At 73.9% G+C, this 18,367-nt stretch carries 16 protein-coding genes; 5 read left to right on the top strand and 11 right to left on the bottom strand.

The window, feature by feature from the left end:
- Positions 1-40: 40 nt before the first annotated feature.
- From ACBJ32_RS39915 to ACBJ32_RS39900, 4 genes are all read right to left on the bottom strand, one after another.
- The gene (locus ACBJ32_RS39915; RefSeq protein WP_375131186.1) at positions 41-1,171 is read right to left on the bottom strand and encodes a tyrosine-type recombinase/integrase; all 1,131 of its coding nucleotides are present in this window, start codon (positions 1,169-1,171) and stop codon (positions 41-43) included.
- A 312-nt stretch (positions 1,172-1,483) separates the two neighbouring features.
- Positions 1,484-2,080, bottom strand: a complete 597-nt coding sequence (locus ACBJ32_RS39910) for a DUF1707 domain-containing protein (RefSeq protein ID WP_375131185.1) — start codon at positions 2,078-2,080, stop codon at positions 1,484-1,486.
- Between the two features lie 100 nt (positions 2,081-2,180).
- Entirely contained in the window at positions 2,181-2,963 is a 783-nt protein-coding gene (locus ACBJ32_RS39905) for a glycerophosphodiester phosphodiesterase (protein ID WP_375131184.1), read from the bottom strand.
- Between the two features lie 78 nt (positions 2,964-3,041).
- Complete coding sequence (locus ACBJ32_RS39900) at positions 3,042-4,247, bottom strand: MFS transporter (protein WP_375131183.1); 1,206 nt, start codon at positions 4,245-4,247, stop codon at positions 3,042-3,044.
- 93 nt (positions 4,248-4,340) lie between these two features.
- On the opposite strand from ACBJ32_RS39900, the gene ACBJ32_RS39895 reads away from it, so the two are divergent.
- Positions 4,341-5,291, top strand: a complete 951-nt coding sequence (locus ACBJ32_RS39895; protein ID WP_375131182.1) for a GlxA family transcriptional regulator — start codon at positions 4,341-4,343, stop codon at positions 5,289-5,291.
- A 26-nt stretch (positions 5,292-5,317) separates the two neighbouring features.
- Here the strand turns inward: ACBJ32_RS39895 and ACBJ32_RS39890 are convergent, their stop codons facing one another.
- On the bottom strand, positions 5,318-5,623 hold the full coding sequence (locus ACBJ32_RS39890) for a hypothetical protein (protein ID WP_375131181.1): 306 nt from the start codon (positions 5,621-5,623) through the stop codon (positions 5,318-5,320).
- Positions 5,624-5,808: 185 nt separating this feature from the next.
- On the opposite strand from ACBJ32_RS39890, the gene ACBJ32_RS39885 reads away from it, so the two are divergent.
- The 4 genes from ACBJ32_RS39885 to ACBJ32_RS39870 all read left to right on the top strand — a co-directional run bounded on the left by ACBJ32_RS39885 (position 5,809) and on the right by ACBJ32_RS39870 (position 12,556).
- On the top strand, positions 5,809-6,957 hold the full coding sequence (locus tag ACBJ32_RS39885; protein WP_375131180.1) for a glutamate--cysteine ligase: 1,149 nt from the start codon (positions 5,809-5,811) through the stop codon (positions 6,955-6,957).
- 11 nt (positions 6,958-6,968) lie between these two features.
- Entirely contained in the window at positions 6,969-8,756 is a 1,788-nt protein-coding gene (locus ACBJ32_RS39880) for an N-acetylglutaminylglutamine amidotransferase (protein WP_375131179.1), read from the top strand.
- 101 nt (positions 8,757-8,857) lie between these two features.
- Positions 8,858-10,774, top strand: coding sequence for an alpha/beta fold hydrolase (locus tag ACBJ32_RS39875; protein WP_375131178.1), 1,917 nt, complete (start codon positions 8,858-8,860; stop codon positions 10,772-10,774).
- A 156-nt stretch (positions 10,775-10,930) separates the two neighbouring features.
- Positions 10,931-12,556, top strand: coding sequence for a RecQ family ATP-dependent DNA helicase (locus tag ACBJ32_RS39870; protein WP_375131177.1), 1,626 nt, complete (start codon positions 10,931-10,933; stop codon positions 12,554-12,556).
- A gap of 6 nt (positions 12,557-12,562) precedes the next feature.
- Here the strand turns inward: ACBJ32_RS39870 and ACBJ32_RS39865 are convergent, their stop codons facing one another.
- The 6 genes from ACBJ32_RS39865 to ACBJ32_RS39840 form a co-directional block, all read right to left on the bottom strand.
- The gene (locus tag ACBJ32_RS39865) at positions 12,563-13,012 is read right to left on the bottom strand and encodes a DUF6789 family protein (RefSeq protein WP_375131176.1); all 450 of its coding nucleotides are present in this window, start codon (positions 13,010-13,012) and stop codon (positions 12,563-12,565) included.
- Between the two features lie 41 nt (positions 13,013-13,053).
- The gene (locus tag ACBJ32_RS39860; protein ID WP_375131175.1) at positions 13,054-13,767 is read right to left on the bottom strand and encodes a TetR/AcrR family transcriptional regulator; all 714 of its coding nucleotides are present in this window, start codon (positions 13,765-13,767) and stop codon (positions 13,054-13,056) included.
- The gene (locus tag ACBJ32_RS39855) at positions 13,764-15,284 is read right to left on the bottom strand and encodes an N-acyl homoserine lactonase family protein (protein ID WP_375131174.1); all 1,521 of its coding nucleotides are present in this window, start codon (positions 15,282-15,284) and stop codon (positions 13,764-13,766) included. The genes ACBJ32_RS39860 and ACBJ32_RS39855 overlap by 4 nt, the downstream gene beginning before the upstream one ends.
- Before the next feature lie 186 nt (positions 15,285-15,470).
- Positions 15,471-16,160, bottom strand: a complete 690-nt coding sequence (locus ACBJ32_RS39850) for a DUF899 domain-containing protein (protein WP_375131173.1) — start codon at positions 16,158-16,160, stop codon at positions 15,471-15,473.
- A gap of 149 nt (positions 16,161-16,309) precedes the next feature.
- Entirely contained in the window at positions 16,310-17,290 is a 981-nt protein-coding gene (locus ACBJ32_RS39845) for an LLM class flavin-dependent oxidoreductase (protein ID WP_357885238.1), read from the bottom strand.
- A gap of 46 nt (positions 17,291-17,336) precedes the next feature.
- Positions 17,337-18,278 carry an RNA polymerase sigma-70 factor gene (locus ACBJ32_RS39840; protein WP_375131172.1) on the bottom strand — a complete coding sequence of 314 codons (942 nt, stop codon included), beginning with the start codon at positions 18,276-18,278 and terminating at the stop codon, positions 17,337-17,339.
- Between the last annotated feature and the right edge of the window lie 89 nt (positions 18,279-18,367).

The raw sequence follows: 18,367 nt of genomic DNA, 5'->3' as shown, positions 1-18,367 counted from the left end.
GCGTCCGACCTCGTGGTGCCGTCGCTGCCAGGGTTCGCGGTCAGCTCGCCTGGTCGCGCAGCAGCTCCGTCACGGTGGTGGCGCGCATCAGGTGCGGGTCCAGCAGCTTCGCCCGCTCGCGCGGGACGCCGCCCGCGAGAGCCGCGTCCGTGAGCGCCTTCCTGAGCCACTGCACGTCCACCGGATGGCCGTCGGGCTGCCTGAGCAGCGGCTCCCCGGCCGTACGGGCGGCTGCCAGGGCGCGCAGCAGCGAGCGGGCCAGCGGCGGGACCGGGAAGGCCACCAGGTCGCCGCGCCCGTCGTGCACGGTCACGACGGCGGGCTCGCCGGCCGTCACCGCCCGCAGGTCCTGCACGGTCAGCCCGGCCAGGGCGGACACGGGCGCGCCCGTCGCGTCCAGCAGCGCCACGGCCGCGGCCTCGGCGGACCTGCCCTCGGCGGCCAGCCGGGCGGCGCCCTCGCGCAGCAGCCGCCGCTCCTCGCGGCTCAGCACGTCGCGGTCGCGGGCAGGCGCCGGGCGCGGCACGGTGGCGGTGCGGTCGTGCCGCACGACGCCGCTGCGCCAGGCGAAGGTGTAGAACGACGACAGCACGGCCCGTTTCCTGGACACGGTCGCACTCGACAGCGGCCTGCCCGGGTTGCGCACGCCGATGGTCAGCGTCCCGGCGCGGGCGGCGTCGCAGTAGGCGTCGAGGTGGGCGCCGGTGACCGCGAGCAGCTCGATCGCCGGGTCCATGCTGCGCAGCCAGCGCACGAACGCGGCCAGCACCTGCAGCCGGGTCTGCCGGGTGGCCGCGGACTGCTTGTCCAGCAGCCAGGCGGCCACGGTGCGCCGGGTGGCCGGTGCCAGGGAGTCGACCAGGTCGACGTCGGCGCCCGACGCCTCGCCTCCGTCGCCGGGACGGCGGCGCGGCCGCAACCCGCCGATCCGCCCCACGCTGAGCACCGCCGGATCCGTCACGGCCTCTTCCGGAACGGCCTGCGCCACCCCGGTCTCACCTCGCTCCTCCACCATCGCCGCCAGGCGCCACTCGTCCGCAACCGGTGTCGTACGCGGCCCGTCGGGCACCGCGCTCTCGGGACGCCCCGTGCCCTGCTCCTCGCCGGTCGCCGGGAGGGCGGCGGGCGGGATCGTCGGGGCGGCGGCGTCTGTTCGGGGCAGGCTCAGCACTCGGCCGTCCCCGCCCTCGCGGTCACGGCCGCACGCCCGGCATGGCCGGGCAGCGCCGCACGGCCTCGCAGCCTCGCGTGACCGGCCGGGCCCGTAAGGCCGGGCAGCGCCGGCCGCGCCAGGGACGTCACGGACGTGTCGGCGGCCGGCGAGCAGGCGAGAACGCCGCGACGGCCTGAGCCAGGCAGTGCAATCATGATCTCGATCTTCTCACGGCACGGCCCTCCGCCGCCTCCAATGTCGGGTTGTGACCGCCGATGTCATGATCTGCGAGTTTTACCGGTCAGCAGGTTCGGGCCGCGAGCCCCGCCCTCAATGCCCCTGCAGGCGCCGCTGCTTGCGGCGTTCCCAGGTGTTGGGGTGCCGGATGACCACGCCTCCCGCGCCGCCGCTGCCGGTGAGGCGGATCAGCGGCGTCCTGGGGAGCCGCTGCGGCGTGGTCTTGTCCGTGAAGCCGCCCATGCCCCCGTCCATCCGGGAGGTCTCCGCGGCCCACCCGTCGGGGATGATGATCGTGATGCCGCCCATCTGGCCCTGCGCCTCGATCCGGACCTCGGGCAGCCGGCACTCGGCCTGGGTGAAGTCGAGCTTGACCGCGCCGATCCCGCCGTACACGGTGATGTGCCCGGGCACGTCCCAGCGCCCGGAACGCGTCGCGCCGTTCATGCCGCCCTTGACGACCAGCGGCTCCTGGTCCACCGGGACGTCCGGCGGCAGATCGGCGGTCAGGGGCGCCAGATCGGCGTACGTCTTGGCGTTCAACGCCAGCTCCAGCCGCGTGTCCAGCTCGCCCAGGTCGATCCGGCCCTCGGCCGCCGCCGTGTTCAGTCGTTCTACCACCGCTTCGCGCTCGTCATGCGAGACGCGCCACTCATCACGGCGGACGGGTTCCGGAAGCCCAGCGTTCATGCCCCAATGATACGGAAATACGGGGAAATAGGCCGTCGGCTCGTCCGGGCATCCGGGCGACGTCCGCCCGGCCGCACGTCGTCCGGGGCCCGCCTCGCCCTCACTGGCACTTGCCCACCAGCCAGGCCCGCAGCTGGGACGGGTAGTCGGTGGCGATGCGCCTGGCGCCGCTCTGGAGCGCGGCCTTCCACGCGTTCTCGTTCAGCTGCCACGGGGGCGGCGGCTCCTCCCACCTGGTGACGTCGGGCCAGATCGGGCCGCCGCTGAGCACCTGCGTCATGCCCGCGGCCGTCACCCGGGCCCTGAGCTCGGCGGCGATGCCGCTGTCGTGGGAGTACAGGATGATCTCCTGCGACCGGTGGTTCTCCCTGACGGGGTCGAGAACCTCCGCCCACGCCCGCGCCTTGATCGCGGCGTCGGTGCTGAACAGCGACTGCCGGGCCTCGGGCTTGATCTCCACCAGCCCGACCATGCCGGCCGACCTCATCGCGGCCAGCCATTCGCGGAAGGTGTGGACGGTCTCGCCCTGGAAGGGACCGCGGGTGATGGTCCGGCCGTCGAGCTTGGTGTCGCCGGTCGCCCACCAGATCTCGGTGATGTTCTTCTTCGTGCCCGTCAACCCCCAGGTGGAGGTGTTGTGCCACATGACGGCCTTGGTGCCGTTCCTGGTGAGCTGCAGGTCGGCCTCGACGCCTGACGAGCCCCACGCCTTGTACTGGCGGATGGCCGTGGGGTTGTTGGGCTGGCGGATCTGGTCCCGTTCCCAGGCGTTGGCGCCGGTGGGGTAGCCGCCGTGCCCGAAGATCTGCGGGCACGCGGGCAGCGCGGCGGACGGCGAAATGAGTGACGAGGCCAGCAATAACGCGGTGAGGGGGATGGACACGGCACACCTTTCGATCTTGTGGTGAACCCACGGTACGCCTCCTGTGATCATCCCGCAGCTCCGATGCGGGGTGAGCGGCTACGCCGGCGAGCCGGCCCGGGCCGGGACCGACCGGCCTGCGGCCCCCTGAGGCTCCCGGCCGAGCCGCCTGACCGGCTTGATCAGCAGCAGGGCCGCCACCACGCCGACCGCCACCACGGCCGACCCCAGCATGAAGGCGCGCGGCTCGACCAGCGTGGTGACCGGACCGGCCAGCGCCTGCCCGGCCGCCATGCCCGCGACCGACCCGGCCACCTGGTAGGCGTTGACCCGGTTGAGCACGTCCGGAGCGATCTGCGTCTGCACGCTGGTCGACCACATCACCGACCAGAACGCCCACGCGCACCCGCCGAGCAGGTGCCCGGTCATCAGCACCGGCAACGGCAGCCCGAGCGCGACCGTCAGCGGAACCGCCACGTACCCGCTCAGCGCCACCGCCCCGGCCGCAAGCGGCCTGCGCGGCCTGAACCTGATCGCCACCAACCCGCCCAGCACGGTGCCGAGGCCGAGCGCCGCCATCACCCAGCCGTAGTCGGCCCCGATGACCTGCGACGCCAGCGGCACGGACGGTCCGATCACCAGCACGCCCCAGAACACCCAGACCAGGATGACCGACCACATCCAGCTCCTGGCCCTGAACTCCTCCCAGCCCCTGCGCAGGTCGCTCAGCACGTCGGAGGGCCCCGGCCTGGGCACGGCGACCCGGACCAGCAGCAGGCCCACCCCGCTGACCAGGAACGTCGCGGCGTCCACCGTGTAGACGAAGACCGGCCCGCCGACGACGACGAGGACTCCCGCCAGCGCGGGACCCGCGAGCTGGGTGACCGCCTCGGCGAGTTTGAGGGTCGCGTTGGCCCGCTGCGGGTCCGTGGCGACCAGGGGGACCATGCCGTTGACGCCCGGTTCGAACATCCCGGCGGCCGTACCCGACAGGAACGCCATCACCAGCAGCAGGGGATACGGCGGGGCGCCGTCCAGGAAGGCGACGGCCACGACCCCCTGGGTGACGACCCTGACCACGTCCGCGCCGATCATCACGCGCCGGGCGCCGATCCGGTCGGCGACGACCCCGCCGAACAACATGACCAGCACGGCCGACGCGGTCCAGAGCGCGAGCACGTAGCCGACGCCCGCGATCCCGTAAACCTTCCCGATCGCCAGCGCCGAGGCGACGGGCATCATCGCGTCGCCGAGCAGCGAGATCGTGCGGGCACCGAAGTAGAGGGTGAAGTTCCTCGTCCACATGAGCCCCAATTCTGGATATTTCCAGATCAGAGCGCCGGTGTCCCAGATGACATCATGAGGTACATTCGCGCCATGCCTGCGGAATGCCCGGAAATGCCTCCGACACCTCCCGGCCCGCATCGCGTGGTCGCCTTGGTCGCCCCGAACCAGGAGCTCTACCCGGTCACCGCCGCCTCCGCCGTCTTCGGCTACCACGGGCCCGGCATCCCCCAGCACTACAGCTTCCGGCTGTGCGCCGAGCGCCCCGGCTCGCTCCCCACCACCCTCGGCGTCCCCATCCAGGTGGACGACGGCCTCGAAGCCCTCGGCGACGCCGACACCGTGCTCGTCGCGGGCTGGACCATCGCCCCCTCCCCCGCCGTGCTCCACGCCGTCTCACGCGCCCACGCCCGGGGTGCCCGCGTCATCGCCGTCTGCGCCGGGATCTTCATCCCCGCCGCCCTGGGCCTCCTGGACGGCCGCCGCGCCTCCGTCCACTGGGAGCTCTCCGCCGAGCTCGCCGCCCGCCACCCCCGCGTCATCCTCGACGACACCGTCATCTACGTCGATCACGGCGACGTCGCCACCGCCGGGGCCTCGGCCGCCACCAGCGACCTCTGCCTGCACCAGGTCCTTCAGGAGCACGGCGCGGCCCACGCCATGCGCATCGGCCGCCAGCTCGCCGCCGGTCCGCACCGGGAGGGCTGCCAGCGCCAGTACCCTCCCCTCCCCACCACCGGCCCCATGCCGGACTCGCTGGCCCCGCTGCTCGAATGGCTCCTCTCCCGCCTGTCCGACCAGATCACGGTCGAGGACATGGCCGCCTTCTCGGGCGTCTCCGCCCGCACCCTCACCCGCCAGTTCGCCACCCAGCTCGGCGTCCCGCCCGCCCGCTGGCTGCTGGAACGCCGCCTGGCCGCCACCCGCGCGCTGCTGGAGGAGACCGACCTGCCCGTCGAGACCATCGCCACCCGCGTCGGCCTGTCCTCGGCGGTCAACCTCCGCCGCCGCTTCCACACCGCCCTGCGCACCACGCCTGCCGCCTACCGCCGCTCCTTCCGCTGACACCGCCGCCCAGGCTGTCAGGGGGCTCAGGGGCGCGGCGAGTTCCTCGTCCAGCGCGGGCTCCAGCCGCGGTGCGAGCGACGGCCCGAGGCAGCGACGCATCTGCGGCACACGTCCCCGACCTGCTCGGCCGAGCCGCCGGACTCCGGGAACACCTCCGGCCAGGCCACGTGGTGGAAGCGGAGCAGCCCGGACCGGCTGAGCGGCAGCCCGCACAGCGTCTGGTTCGTCCCGGGGAACCAGGCGTGCGCTTCGCCCGCCGGGCGCCGTACCCCCTGCTCGTCGCGCCACTGCCCCGAGGCGGCGACCGACGGCTCCCCTCGTGCCGGCATCGGTGTCCTCCTCGTCACGGTCGATCTCCCTCGCGAGGTGCCCGACTACCCGCCGCTTTCCGCCTCAACCTTGGCAAAACCCCGCGTCAAACATGTTCAGTGCAAAAAATCGTCACGTGCATAAGGCCGTTCTCGGGGGAGTAGACAAGCCTGCCACGAGTTGGACGAGCCGGGGGTGATTGATCGTGGAGGGAGAAGAGGAAGCGATCCGGGTGGGAGTGGAGGAGGAGTTCCATGTCGTGGACGTCCGCACTCGCCGCCTGGCGGCACGGGCCGAGCTGTTGCTGGAGGCGTTGCCCGAGGACAGCTTCGCGCGGGAGCTGCAGCGTTCGACGGTGGAGTCCAACAGCGCGCCCTTCCGGCGGCTGGAGGATCTGGCGCGTGACCTGTGCGGGTTGCGAGGGCGGCTGATCCGGCAGGCCGACGAGGTGGGGCTCGGGATCAGCGCGGCGGGCAGCGCTCCGCTGGTCGAGATGGACGAGGTGAAGGTCTCCGCGGAGCCACGCTACGAGCAGATGCTGAGCGACTACCAGCAGCTCACGCGGGAGCAGCTGATCTGCGGCATGCACGTGCACGCGGAGGTGAGCGACCCCGACCTGGCCGTCGCGGTGGCGCACCGGTTGACGCCGTGGCTGCCGCCGCTGCTGGCGCTGTCGGCCAGCTCGCCGTACTGGGACGGCGGCGACACCGGATACGCCAGCTACCGCAGCCTGGTGTGGCAGCGCTGGCCCACGGCGGGCCCGATCGCCAAGTACGACTCCGCCGCCGAGTACGAGGAGATGATCAAGGAGTTGATCCGCTCGGGGGTGATCACCGATCCCGGGATGATCTACTCCGACATCCGGCCGTCGCAGCACGTGCCCACGGTCGAGCTGCGCATCTGCGACTCCTGCCCGCGGGTCCAGGACGTCGTGCTGATCGTCGGCCTGTTCCGGGCGCTGGTGGCCAGGGAACTGGAGGCGGTGCGCCAGGGAGTGGAACGGGAGGTACACCTGGAGGCCGCCCGGGCGGCGACCTGGCAGGCGGCGCGCTCGGGGCTGGAGGGTGAGCTGATCGACCCGGTGGGCGGGGTGCCGCGGCCGGCGCCCGTGGTGATCCGGCGCCTGGTCGAGGGGCTGCGGCCGCAGCTGGAGGACTCGGGTGACGCGGGGCTGGTCTCGGAACTGATCGAGAAGGCGCTGGCCAGGGGCAGCTCCGCGCAGCGCCAGCGGCAGGCGTTCGCCCGGCGGGGGCGGCTGGCCGACGTGGTGGACCTGCTGCTGACCGAGACCAGGGACTGCCGGTGGGACCGGCCGGCGGGCGATCCCCCGGCGTACCGGTCCGCGGCGTCCTGAGGAGGCCTGGGATGTGCGGGCTGAGCGGAGAGTTGCGCTTCGACGGCGCCGAGGCGGACGTCGGGGCCGTCGGCCGGATGGCGGAGGCGATGCACGAGCGCGGCCCGGACGGCTCCGGGCTGTGGTCGCAGGGGCCGGTCGCGCTGGGCCACCGCCGGCTGAAGATCATCGACCTGTCGGACAAGGCGGCCCAGCCGATGGTGGACGGCGAGCTGGGGCTGGCGGTGGTATTCAACGGCTGCCTCTACAACTACGGCGAGCTGCGGGACGAGCTGCGCGGCGCGGGTTACCGGTTCTACTCCACCTCCGACACCGAGGTGCTGATGAAGGCCTTCCACCGGTGGGGGCCCGCCTGCGTCGACCGGTTCAAGGGCATGTTCGCCTTCGCCGTCCACGAGCGCGACACGGGGCGGCTGACGCTGGGCAGGGACCGCCTCGGCATCAAGCCGATGTACGTGGCCGAGAACGCCCGGCGGCTGCGCTTCGCCTCCTCGCTGCCCGCCCTGCTTGCGGCCGGCGAGGTGGACACCGGCATAGACCCGGTGGCGCTGCACCACTACATGACCTTCCACTCGCTGGTGCCCGGCGAGCGCACGATCCTGTCCGGGGTGCGCAAGCTGCCGCCCGCCACGGTACGGGTGATCGAGCCGGACGGCGGCGGCACCGAGCACCGGTACTGGGAGCCGTCCCACACCCGGGGCGCCCTGCCGGAGCATGCCGGGCTGAGCGACGCGGAGTGGCGCCGGGCCGTGCTGGACGCGCTGCGCGTGGCGGTGCGCCGCCGGATGGTCGCCGACGTGCCGGTCGGCGTCCTGCTGTCCGGCGGCCTGGACTCCAGCCTCATCGTGGCGCTGCTGGCGGAGCAGGGGCAGCAGGACCTGGCCACGTTCAGCATCGGCTTCGAACCGGCCGGCGGCGAGCCGGGCGAGGAGTTCGCCTACTCGGACCTGGTCGCCAGGCGGTTCGGCACCGACCACCACCGCATCCGCATCCCGGACGCGCGCCTGATGGAGGGGCTGCAGGACGCGGTGCGGGCGATGAGCGAGCCGATGGTCAGCCACGACTGCGTCGCCTTCTACCTGCTGTCGCAGGAGGTCGCCCGGCACGTCAAGGTCGTGCAGTCGGGGCAGGGGGCCGACGAGGTGTTCGCCGGCTACAGCTGGTTCCCGCCGCTGGCCGGCGTGCCCCGCCAGGAGGCCGCCGGCGTCTACGCCCGCGCGTTCTTCGACCGGCCCCACGACGGGCTGGCCGCGATCCTGTCGCCGGACCGCCTGCTGGATCGCGACGCCAGTGGCGACTTCGTCCGCGCCCACCTGGCCAGGCCGGGCGCCGAGACCGCGCTGGACGCCGTGCTGCGCCTGGAGACCACCGCCATGCTGGTGGACGACCCGGTCAAGCGGGTCGACAACATGACGATGGCCCACGGGCTGGAGGCGCGCACGCCGTTCCTCGACCACGAGCTGGTCGAGCTGGCCGCCGCCTGCCCCGCCGAGCTCAAGCTGGCCCACGGCGGCAAGGGCGTGCTCAAGGACGCCGCCCGGCGGCTGCTGCCGGCCGAGGTCGTCGACCGGCCCAAGGGCTACTTCCCCGTCCCCGCCGTCCGGCACGTCGACGGGGCCCTGCTCGACCTCGTCCGCGACGCGCTGACCAGCCGGGCCGCCCGCGAACGGGGCCTGTTCCGGCAGGACTACGTGGATCGGCTGCTCGCCGACCCCGAGCAGGACAGGGCGACGACCGGCGTGAACACGCTGTGGCAGCTCGGGCTGCTGGAGCTGTGGCTGCAGACCCACGGCGTGTGACGCCGCGGCCCGCCGCCGCCCCGCCGCACCTGCCCGCGACCGCCGGCCCGGCCGGCGGGCCGCCGCCCACGCCCGCAAACCCGGCCGAGGGGCCTCCGTCTGTGCCTGCGCGACCGGCCGGCGGCCCGCTACGCCCGCCCACAGGCTCGACCGGCGGGCCGCCGCGCGTGCCTGCGGTCGCGAGTCTCGTCGGTGGCCGGCCGCACCTGCCCGCGGCCGAGAGCCTGACCGCGTGGAGCTGCCGCGCCCCCGCCCTGGCGCCCGGCAACAGCGCCGTCGCCTTCATCAGCGACCACGACGGTTCGCCCCGGGTGTGGATCCAGTCCCTCCAGGGCGATGCCGAGGCCTGGGCCGTCGACACCGGGCCGCAGCCGGCGGTCGACGTGAGCTGGGCGCCGACGGGGACGCACCTGGCCGTGCTGGTGGCGCCCGGCGGCGGCGAGCACACCCAGGTGTGGACCGTCCAGCCGCACGGCGGCGACCTGCGCCTGCTGGCCGCCCCCGACGGCGGCTCCGCCGGGGTGGTCCGCTGGACGGGCCGGGGCGAGACGCTCCTGGTCGCCGAGACCTCGTCCACCGGCCTGACGCGGGCCGTGCTCATCGACGCGGTCACCGGCGGCCGCCAGGTCATCGCGGCCGGCGCGCTGCTGAGGCCGGTGGCCATCAGCCGGGACCACGTGACCATGCTGCTGCGGCGGGGCGCGCGTGGCCGCCGGCGCATGTTCCTGGCCGACCTGGCCGCCGAGGCGCTCGGCGCGCACGCGCCGAGCGGCGAACGGCCCCTGCTGCCCGGCCTGCCCGGATCCACCGACGACGGGGCCCTCTCCCCCGACGGCCGCATCGCCTACCTGGTGTCGGACGCCGGCCGCGACCGGGCCGCGCTGCTGGCCGTACGGCAGGGCGCCGAGGCCGTCGTGCTGGCCGAACGGCGGGACGCGGAGCTGGACCGGCTCGCGCTCAGCGCGGACGGGCGCCGCGCGCTGCTGGTGTGGAACGCGCACGGCCGCTCCGAGCTGGACGTCATGGAGCTGGAGAGCGGCGAGCTCCACCACCTCCCGCCGCCGCCCGCCGCCGTGGTCACCTCGGCCCGGATCGGCTGGGACGGCACGCTGGCCGCGCTGGCCGCCGAGAGCCCGCAGGAGCCCTCGCACGTCCTGCTGTGCGACCTGGACACGGGCGACCACTGGGGCGGCTACCGGCACGCCGCCGGCGCGGGCCCGCTGCCCACGGCGGCAGGCGCCGAGCTGGTGCGCTTCCGGGCCAGGGACGGCCTGGAGCTGGCGGCCTGGCTCCACCGGCCGCCGCACGCGCGCGGCCCGGCGCCGTTCGCGGTGTTCCTGCACGGCGGTCCCGAGGACCAGGAGCGGCCCACCTTCAACCCCCTCTACCAGAACCTGCTGGCCGCCGGGATCGGCGTGTTCGCCCCGAACGTGCGCGGCTCAGGCGGGTACGGGCGCGCCTTCCGCCAGGCCGACGACCGCGAGCTGCGCTTCGACGCGGTGAACGACGTGGCCGACTGCGTGGCGGAGCTGGTGCGCCTCGGCGCCGGCGACCCGTCCCGGCTGGCCTGCATGGGCTGGTCGTACGGCGGCTACCTCACCCTCGCCACGCTCGTCACGCACCCGCGCCTCTTCCGCGCCGGCGTGACCGTCAGCGGCATCGCCGACTTCGCCACCTTCTACGCCCGCACCGAGCCCTGGATCGCCGCCGCCGCGGTCGGCGAGTACGGCCACCCGGACGCCGACCGGGACCTGCTGCGCGCCCTGTCACCGCTGCACTCCCTCGACCGGCTGGCCGCGCCCCTCCTGGTGGTCCACGGAGCCCAGGACACCAACGTCCCGCTGTACGAGGCCGAGCAGGTGGTCGAGGCGGCCACCGCCCTGGGCGTGCCCTGCGATCATCTCTTCTTCCAGGACGAGGGCCACGAGATCCGGCGGATCGGCAACAGGATCAGCTTCGTGACCAGGGTGGCGGACTGGCTGGCGCACCACCTGCGGGTCCCGTCGCGCCCCCGTTGACGTGCCGCCTGGAGGGCAGGTGGGTGGATGCGCCGCCGGCACGGCTGGGCCGCGGGCCGAGCCGGGCTCGTAGCCGGGCTCGGCTGCGATGACATGCCGGCCGCCTGCCGGGGCAGGAACGACATCCCGGCGAGGCAGGGTGCGAGGGGAGAGCCGATGAAGGACGCGGGCGCGGAGTGCGAGCGGGTGGCGCGGCAGGCGCTCGGCCTGGCCGACCTGCGGCCGGGCCAGCTGGCCGCGATGACCGCGCTGGCGCGGGGCCGCGACGTGCTGGTGGTGATGCCGACCGGCGGCGGCAAGTCCGCGATCTACCAGGTGCCCGCGCTGCTCCTGCCAGGCCCCACCGTGGTGGTCTCACCCCTGATCGCCCTGCAGCGCGACCAGGTCGAAGCGCTGCGCGAGCACGACGAGGCGGCGGCGAGCCTGGACGCCGGCACCCCGGCCGGCCGGCGGCGGGCGACCTTCGAGTCGCTGCGGGCGGGCGAGACGGAGTTCCTGTTCTGCGCGCCCGAGCAGCTGGCCCGGCCCGACGTGGTGCGCGACCTGGCCGCCGTCCAGCCCTCCCTCCTGGTGGTGGACGAGGCCCACCTGATCTCCTCGTGGGGGCATGACTTCCGCCCCGACTACCTGCGGCTCGGTCAGGTGGCCGAGGCGCTGGGCCGCCCCGTGATCGCCGCCCTGACCGCCACCGCGGCCCCGCCGGTGCGGGCGGAGATCGCCGAACGGCTGGGCCTGCGCGACCCCTTGGAGATCGTGCAGGGGTTCGACCGGCCCAACATCTCGCTCGCGGTACGCCGCATGCTGGACGATCCCGCCCCCGAGATCGTCGCCGCGGTGCGCGAGGAAGCGGGGCCGGGCATCGTGTACACGGCGGTGCGCAGGCAGACCGGCCGCCTGAGCGGGCTGCTGGACGAGGCGGGCGTGCGGGCGGCGGCGTACCACGCCGGGCTGCGGCGGGCAGAGCGCGACGACGTGCACGGCCGGTTCATGGGCGGCGAGCTGGACGTGGTGGTCGCCACCAGCGCGTTCGGGATGGGGATCGACAAGCCGGACGTGCGGTTCGTCCTGCACGCCGAGGTGCCGGGGTCGCCGGACGCCTACTACCAGGAGATCGGCCGGGCCGGCCGGGACGGCGAGGCGGCCAGGGCGGTGCTGTTCTACCGTCCCGAGGACCTGGGCCTGCAGCGCTACTTCACCGCGGCCGTACCGGATTCGGAGACGCTGGCCCGGGTCGCGGCGGCGGTCGCCGAGGCCGGGCCGGGCAGCGACCGCAAGAAGCTGCGCGAGCGTACGGGGCTGTCGCCGCGCCGCCTGACGATGCTGCTCGACCTGCTGGAGAGGACGGGTGCGGTACGGCTGGGCACGCGCCGGGTCGGCCCGGCGCCCGGCGGGCCCGACCCGCGGACGGCGGCGGACCTGGCCCGGCGGCTGGCCGAGCGCCGGCGCGACGTCGAACGCACCCGGCTGGAGATGATGCGCCGCTACGCCGAGACCGGCGACTGCCGGCGGCGTTTCCTGCTCGGTTACTTCGGCGAGGACCTCCTCGACCCGTGCGGCGACTGCGACAACTGCCGGGCCGGCACCGCCGGGCGGCAGCGGGAGGAGAGCGGGCCGTTCCCCACGCACGCCAGGGTGGTGCATCGCACGTGGGGACCGGGCGAGGTCGTGCAGCGCGGCGAGGACCGGCTGACCGTCCTGTTCGACACGGCCGGTTACCACGAGCTGCAACTCGACGCGGTGCTCGAACAGCGGCTCCTCACCGAGACCCCGGACTCCGCCTGACGGCGGTCAGGGCGAGTCCGGTGCGTTGAGCCGGTTCATCGCCAGCGCCAGCACGGTGCCGTACACCACGTGGCCGGCGACCATGACCGCCTGCCGGCCGCGCCGGTCCCGGGAGGCCCGGGGCAGGATGCCCAGCCCGGGGATCCAGCCCTGATAGCTGGAGGCCCAGATGGTCAGGGCATAGCCGACGCCGGCGGCGGCCGGGACGCGGCGGCCCCTGGCCAGGACGCCGTACAGGGAGCCCAGGGTGATGCCGAAACCGGCGTGCGCCAGCGCGCCCGCGACACCCTCGCCGGGCTTCGGCCGGTGCCGGTGACCTGGGAGCAGTGCGCGGACGATCCGCTTGGGCGGCTGGTCGGGCATGAGGCCCATCCGGCTGCCCGCCACCATGACCCCGCTCATCGCCGCGGTGGCGAGTGCGCCGCCCGCGGCGCCCTTGATGAGATCGCGTATCATGCGGGGCCGTTGCCCTCCAGAGGCGGCCGGAAACGCGTGTGTCAGGTCGCGGGCTCGCCGCTCGGGTCGGGCGGACCGCTCGGGTCAGGCCCACCGCTCGGGTCGGGCCCACCGCTCGGGTCGGGCGCGCCGGACGGATCGGACACGCTGGACGGGCGCAGCAGCCGGTCGGCCTGGCGGAGCACGCCCTCCAGGTACCGGCGGCCGCCGGCGGGTGCGTCGGGGTCGATGAGCATGCGGTACATGGCCGCGCCGACGACCATGTCGATCACGGTGTCGAGGTCGGTGCCGAGGTCGGCGGCGGCCTCCGGATGGGCGCGTTCCAGCGCGGCGCGGATCAGCCGGCGGCGGGGCTGGATGTACTGCTCGCGGTAGGTGGCCAGCAGTGACGGCTGGGTGACGCTGGAGCCGATGAGCTGGGCGAGGATCGCACGGAAGCGGGCGTCGCCGAGGGTGCCCGCCCAGGAGCCGGCGAGCCGCTCGTCGACCGGCTGCGCCCCGGCGTCGGCCGCCTCCCAGATCTCGGCCTCGGGGACGAGGGTGCGCGCCTGCTCGATCGCCTGGATCAGCAGCTCCTCCTTGGAGGACCAGCGCCGGTAGACGGTCACCTTGGCCACGCCGGCGCGCTTGGCGATCTGCTCGACGTTGGCGCCCTCCAGGCCGCGCTCCACGAACAGCTCCAGCGCCGCCTTCATGATCGCCTCGTCGGCCTCGGGGTCGCGCGGCCTGCCCCGGGTGCGCCGCGTCGAGGTCATCGGAACTCCACCCGTCCCGGTCCCGTCCCGGACTCCGGCGGGACGAAGCGGGGCGCGTGCCCGGCCCGCAGCCGCCAGCCGGGGGTGAGGACGGCCTCCATGTGCGTACGCAACTCCCGCAACCCCTCCTTGCCGGGCCTCCCGTGGGCGAACGCGGGAACGACCCGGTCGGCATGGTAGCGGGTGTTGTCGTGGGCGAACAGCGGCACGGTGGCGGGCTCGGCGGCCAGCAGGGCCTGGATGCGCCGGGCCGCCTCGAGCTGGCGGGCGGTGTCGGCCCCGCCGATGGTCATCTGGCGGACCTGGTCGACGGCCAGGTGGGGCAGCGTGTAGAGGGTGTCGCCGACGAACAGCACGCTGCCGCCGTCCATGCGCAGCAGCACGCACATGTGGCCGGGCGAGTGGCCGGGGGTGGGCAGCAGGATGACGCTGCCGTCGCCGAAGTGGTCCTGACCGGCCGGGAACGCGCCGAAGGGGCCTGAATCGAAGGCCGGGAAGGAGAGGTTCTCCTTGACCAGGTCGAAGGAGTGCGGGTAGAGCACGCCGTGGTCCCAGTCGCGGCGGTCCAGCACCACCTCGGCCTGGGGCACGCTGCGCAGCCCTCCGGCGTGGTCGTCGTGGACGTGGGTGAGGAAGACGGTGCCGATCCGCCCGGCGTCGTAGCCGAGCCTGGCCAGGCGGACCCGCAGGTCCTGGCCGGGGCTCAGCCGGTACTCCTCGCGCTCGGTCAGCAGGCGCGAGGTCAGGTCGTAGTACCCGTCGTGGTCGTGCGCCTGCTCCCAGTTGACGCCGGTGTCGACCATCAGGAGCCCGTGCCGGGGGTGGTCGATGAGGTAGGCGCGGACGGGCACCGCGATCTGCGCCTTGTCCACCAGGGTGCGCAGGTAGCCGTTCAGCCCTTCCCAGCCGTCCAGGCCGCCGTAGAACTGGCCGTAGGTGACGATGGTGTCGCCGGTGTGAATCGGGAACACCCGCACGCCCCCGTCGGCGATCCGCCGCCGCGCGCCCGGGGCGCGTACGGCCTGTTGCCGCTGCCGCTCGCCCCGGGCCAGCGCCTGGCCGCGCCGGCGTTCCACCCAGCCGGGCGACAGCCCGCTCAGCACGCCCAGCACCAGCCCGGCGCCGCCCGCCAGGAAGGCCCGCCTGGTCTGCGCGGCGGCCCGGCCGCCCGCCGCCCGCCGGGCGCGCAGGAACGCGGGCGCCGCCCAGGTCAGGGCCGCCACGGTGGCCAGGGCGAGCAGCACCGGCAGGTCCGTGACGTGGTAGACGACCGCGAGGTAGAGCGCCAGGGTGCCGAGGGCGGCCGGGATCCCGAGGAACGCCCGCACCCGGCGCCGCGTGGACCGCCGGCCGAGCACGCCGGGCCACAGCAGGCCGGCCGGCAGCGCGGCGAGCAGCAGTCCGTAGGGGACCAGCAGCGGCATCGGCACGCTCTTCAGTCTCAGGACGATCAGCCAGACGGCGGCTGCCGCGAGGGCGGGGACGAGTAACGCGATCTTGCTCAGGGTCTTCAGCACGCGGCCACCTCATTTTGTAAACGCATACGGATGCGTTTACATATTAGAGCGGCCGTGCCCGCCCGACGGCGCGCAGGGGGTACCGGAGACGGTGGCCGGCGGCTCTGCCGGCCACCGTGTCCCTGGACAGCGTCCCTGGACAGCGTCCCTGGACAGCGTCCCTGGGCGTCCCCAGAGACCGCGTCCCTAGACCGCGCCCGGGCCGTACATCGCGGCGATCTCCTTGGAGTCGAGCCACCGGCTGTAGGTGGGCGACTGCGGCCAGCCGTCGGGCGAGTCCTGCCACTCCTCCTGCCGCCCGTACGGCAGCAGGTCGATCAGCGCGAAGCTGTGGCTGAGCTGCTCGGTGCCCCGGCCGTTGGTGTGCCAGGTGCGGTAGACGATGTCGCCGTCGCGCAGGAACACGTTGACGGCGAAACCGCCGCCGGGCGGTGCGCCGACGTCGGTCCCGAACGGGCTGTTCGCGGTGGAGTACCAGGTCATCTTGTTCCCGACCCGCCGCTTGTAGGCGAGCGCCTCGTCGATCGGGCCCTGGGTGACGACGACGAACCGGGCGTCGTAGCCGTCCAGGAACTCCAGCCGGGTGTACTGCGAGGTGAACCCCGTGCAGCCGGGGCACTGCCACTCCTTGCCCGCGAACCACATGTGGTTGTAGACGATCAGCTGCCTCCTGCCTTCGAAGACGTCGGCCAGCCGGACCGGCCCGTGCTCGCCCTCGAGGGTGTAGTCCGGCATCCGCACCATGGGCAGGCGGCGGCGCTGGGCGGCGATGGCGTCGAGTTCCCGGGTGGCGGCCTTCTCCCGGGCGCGCAGCTCGTCGAGCTGACGCTGCCAGGTGGCGGCGTCGACGACGGGCGGTAGTGCGTTCGTACTCATGGGTCCCTCACTCATCGGGTGCGCGTCTTGCGGTACGCAGAGGTAGACCCGGCCCGGCCGTGGAACTCATCGGTGGCCGGCGTCCGCCCCGGTCAGCCCGGCGTCAGCCCGGCCTCGCCAGCCCCCGTCAGCCCGGTGTCCGCCCGCCGTCAGGCGGTGAGCCGGGGGATGACCTGCTCGCCGAACAGCCGGATCGCGGTCAGCACCTCTTCCCTGGGCAGGCCGCCGATGTCGATCAGCACCAGGTGCGCGTCGAGCCCGAGCAGCTTCTGCTGCGCGTTGAGCCGGTCGGCGACCTCGCCGGGATCGCCGCAGATCGCCGCGCCCTCCATCAACATGTCGATGTCGATCGCGTTGCCGTCGCCCCGCCACGGGCTGGCGAACGCGGCGTACGCCTCCAGGTAGGGCCGCCACCGTTCGCGCGCGCCGCGCTCGGCGACGAACACGTGGCTGGGCAGCGCGACCCGGCCGGGGTCGTCGCGCCGGTAGCCGGCCACGACGTCCACGTAGACGCCGGGGTCGCGCAGGGTGCTGGGCAGCATGAGCGGCATGCCCAGCTCGGCGGCGAAGTCGGCGGAGGCCGCCGAGCCGCTGCCGACCCATAACGTCGGGTGCGGCCGCTGGACCGGGCGCGGGGTGGTGGTCACGCCCTCCAGCGGGCTGCGGAACGTGCCGCGCCAGGTGACGTTCTCCTCCTGCAGCAGTTTCAGCAGCAGGCGCAGGTATTCGTGGAAGCGCGGCCGCAGGTCCGAGGGGGCGATGCCGAAGGCGACGTCGGTCTCCTTCGACACGCCGCGGGCCACGATGAGCTCGGCGCGCCCGGCGGACAGCACGTCGAGGGTGGCGAGCTCCTCCGCGACGCGCACGGGGTCGTGGTGGGCCAGCAGGGTGACGCCGGTGGACAGCCGCAGGGTGGTGGTGCGGGCCGCGATGGCGGCGAGCAGGAGCTCCGGCGCGGAGACGATGTAGCGGGTGAAGTGGTGCTCGCCGATGGCGACGCCGGTGAATCCGGCCTGTTCGGCCGCGACGGCCTGGTCGACGATGGCGCGCACGCGATCCGGCTCGGAAGGCGCTCGCCCGGTACGTGGATCCGGCAGGTGATCCCCGAGGATCAGCAGGTAGACATCCACAAGTCTGGACTCTACCTGCTGATCGTCGCCTCCTCGCGGCCCGCGTTCAGCGCAGGGCGAGCGGCACCTCCGACCCGATGCCGGTCAGCTTCTGCGGGTTGCGGACGTAGTAGAGGCCGGTGATGCGGGCGTCCTCGACCCTGACGGCGATGACGCCGTCGATCTCGCCGTTCACGCGGAGCACGAGTGCCGGGTTGCCGTTGACCACGGTGGGCTCGCCGGTGGGCGTGAACTGGGCCTTGCCGATCCCGCCGACGATGAAGCGGGCCACCTTGCCGGCGCCGACGATCGGCCGCGGCGAGGCCTGCTTGACGCCGCCGCCGTCGCTGATCAGCACGACGTCGGGGGCGAGCACGTCCAGCAGCCCCTGCAGGTCCCCGGTCTCGAACGCGCGCTGGAACGAGGCCAGCGCCGCCCTGGCCACGCCCGGGGGGACCACCTCGCGGGGGCGGCGGGCATCGACGTGCCGGCGGGCGCGGTGCGCGATCTGCCGGACGGCCGCCGGGCTCTTGCCCACGGCGGCGGCGATCTCGTCGTAGCCGACGTCGAACACCTCGCGCAGCACGAACACGGCCCGCTCGGTCGGCGACAGCGTCTCCAGGACGAGCATGAGCGCCATCGACACGCTCTCCGCGAGCTCGGCGTTCTCGGCCACGTCCGGCGTGGTGAGCAGCGGCTCAGGAAGCCAGGGGCCGATGTACTCCTCCCTGCGGCGCTTCATCGAGCGCAGCCGGTCCAGCGACCGCCTGGTCGCGATCCTGACCAGGTAGGCGCGCCGGTCGAGCACCTGCTCCAGATCGACCTTCACCCACCCCAGCCAGGTCTCCTGCAGGACGTCCTCGGCGTCGGCCACCGACCCGAGCATCTCGTAGGCGACGGTGAACAGCAGGTTGCGGTGGGCGACGAACGCCTCGGTGGCGGCGTCCACCGGCCCGCCGCCGGCCGGTGGCTCGCCCGTGGCCGCCGTCGGCTCGCTGCGCTCGTTCATGTCCTGCTCCTACCTGTTCGCTGTCAAGTGTGCTCCATCAACGAGTCGCCGCCCGCCACCGCGGTGTGACACCCGTGACGGGTGGCGTA

The sequence above is a fragment of the Nonomuraea sp. GTA35 genome (genome assembly GCF_041950525.1).
GTDB lineage: Bacteria > Actinomycetota > Actinomycetes > Streptosporangiales > Streptosporangiaceae > Nonomuraea.
This window is presented reverse-complemented; position numbering and strand designations above follow the sequence as displayed.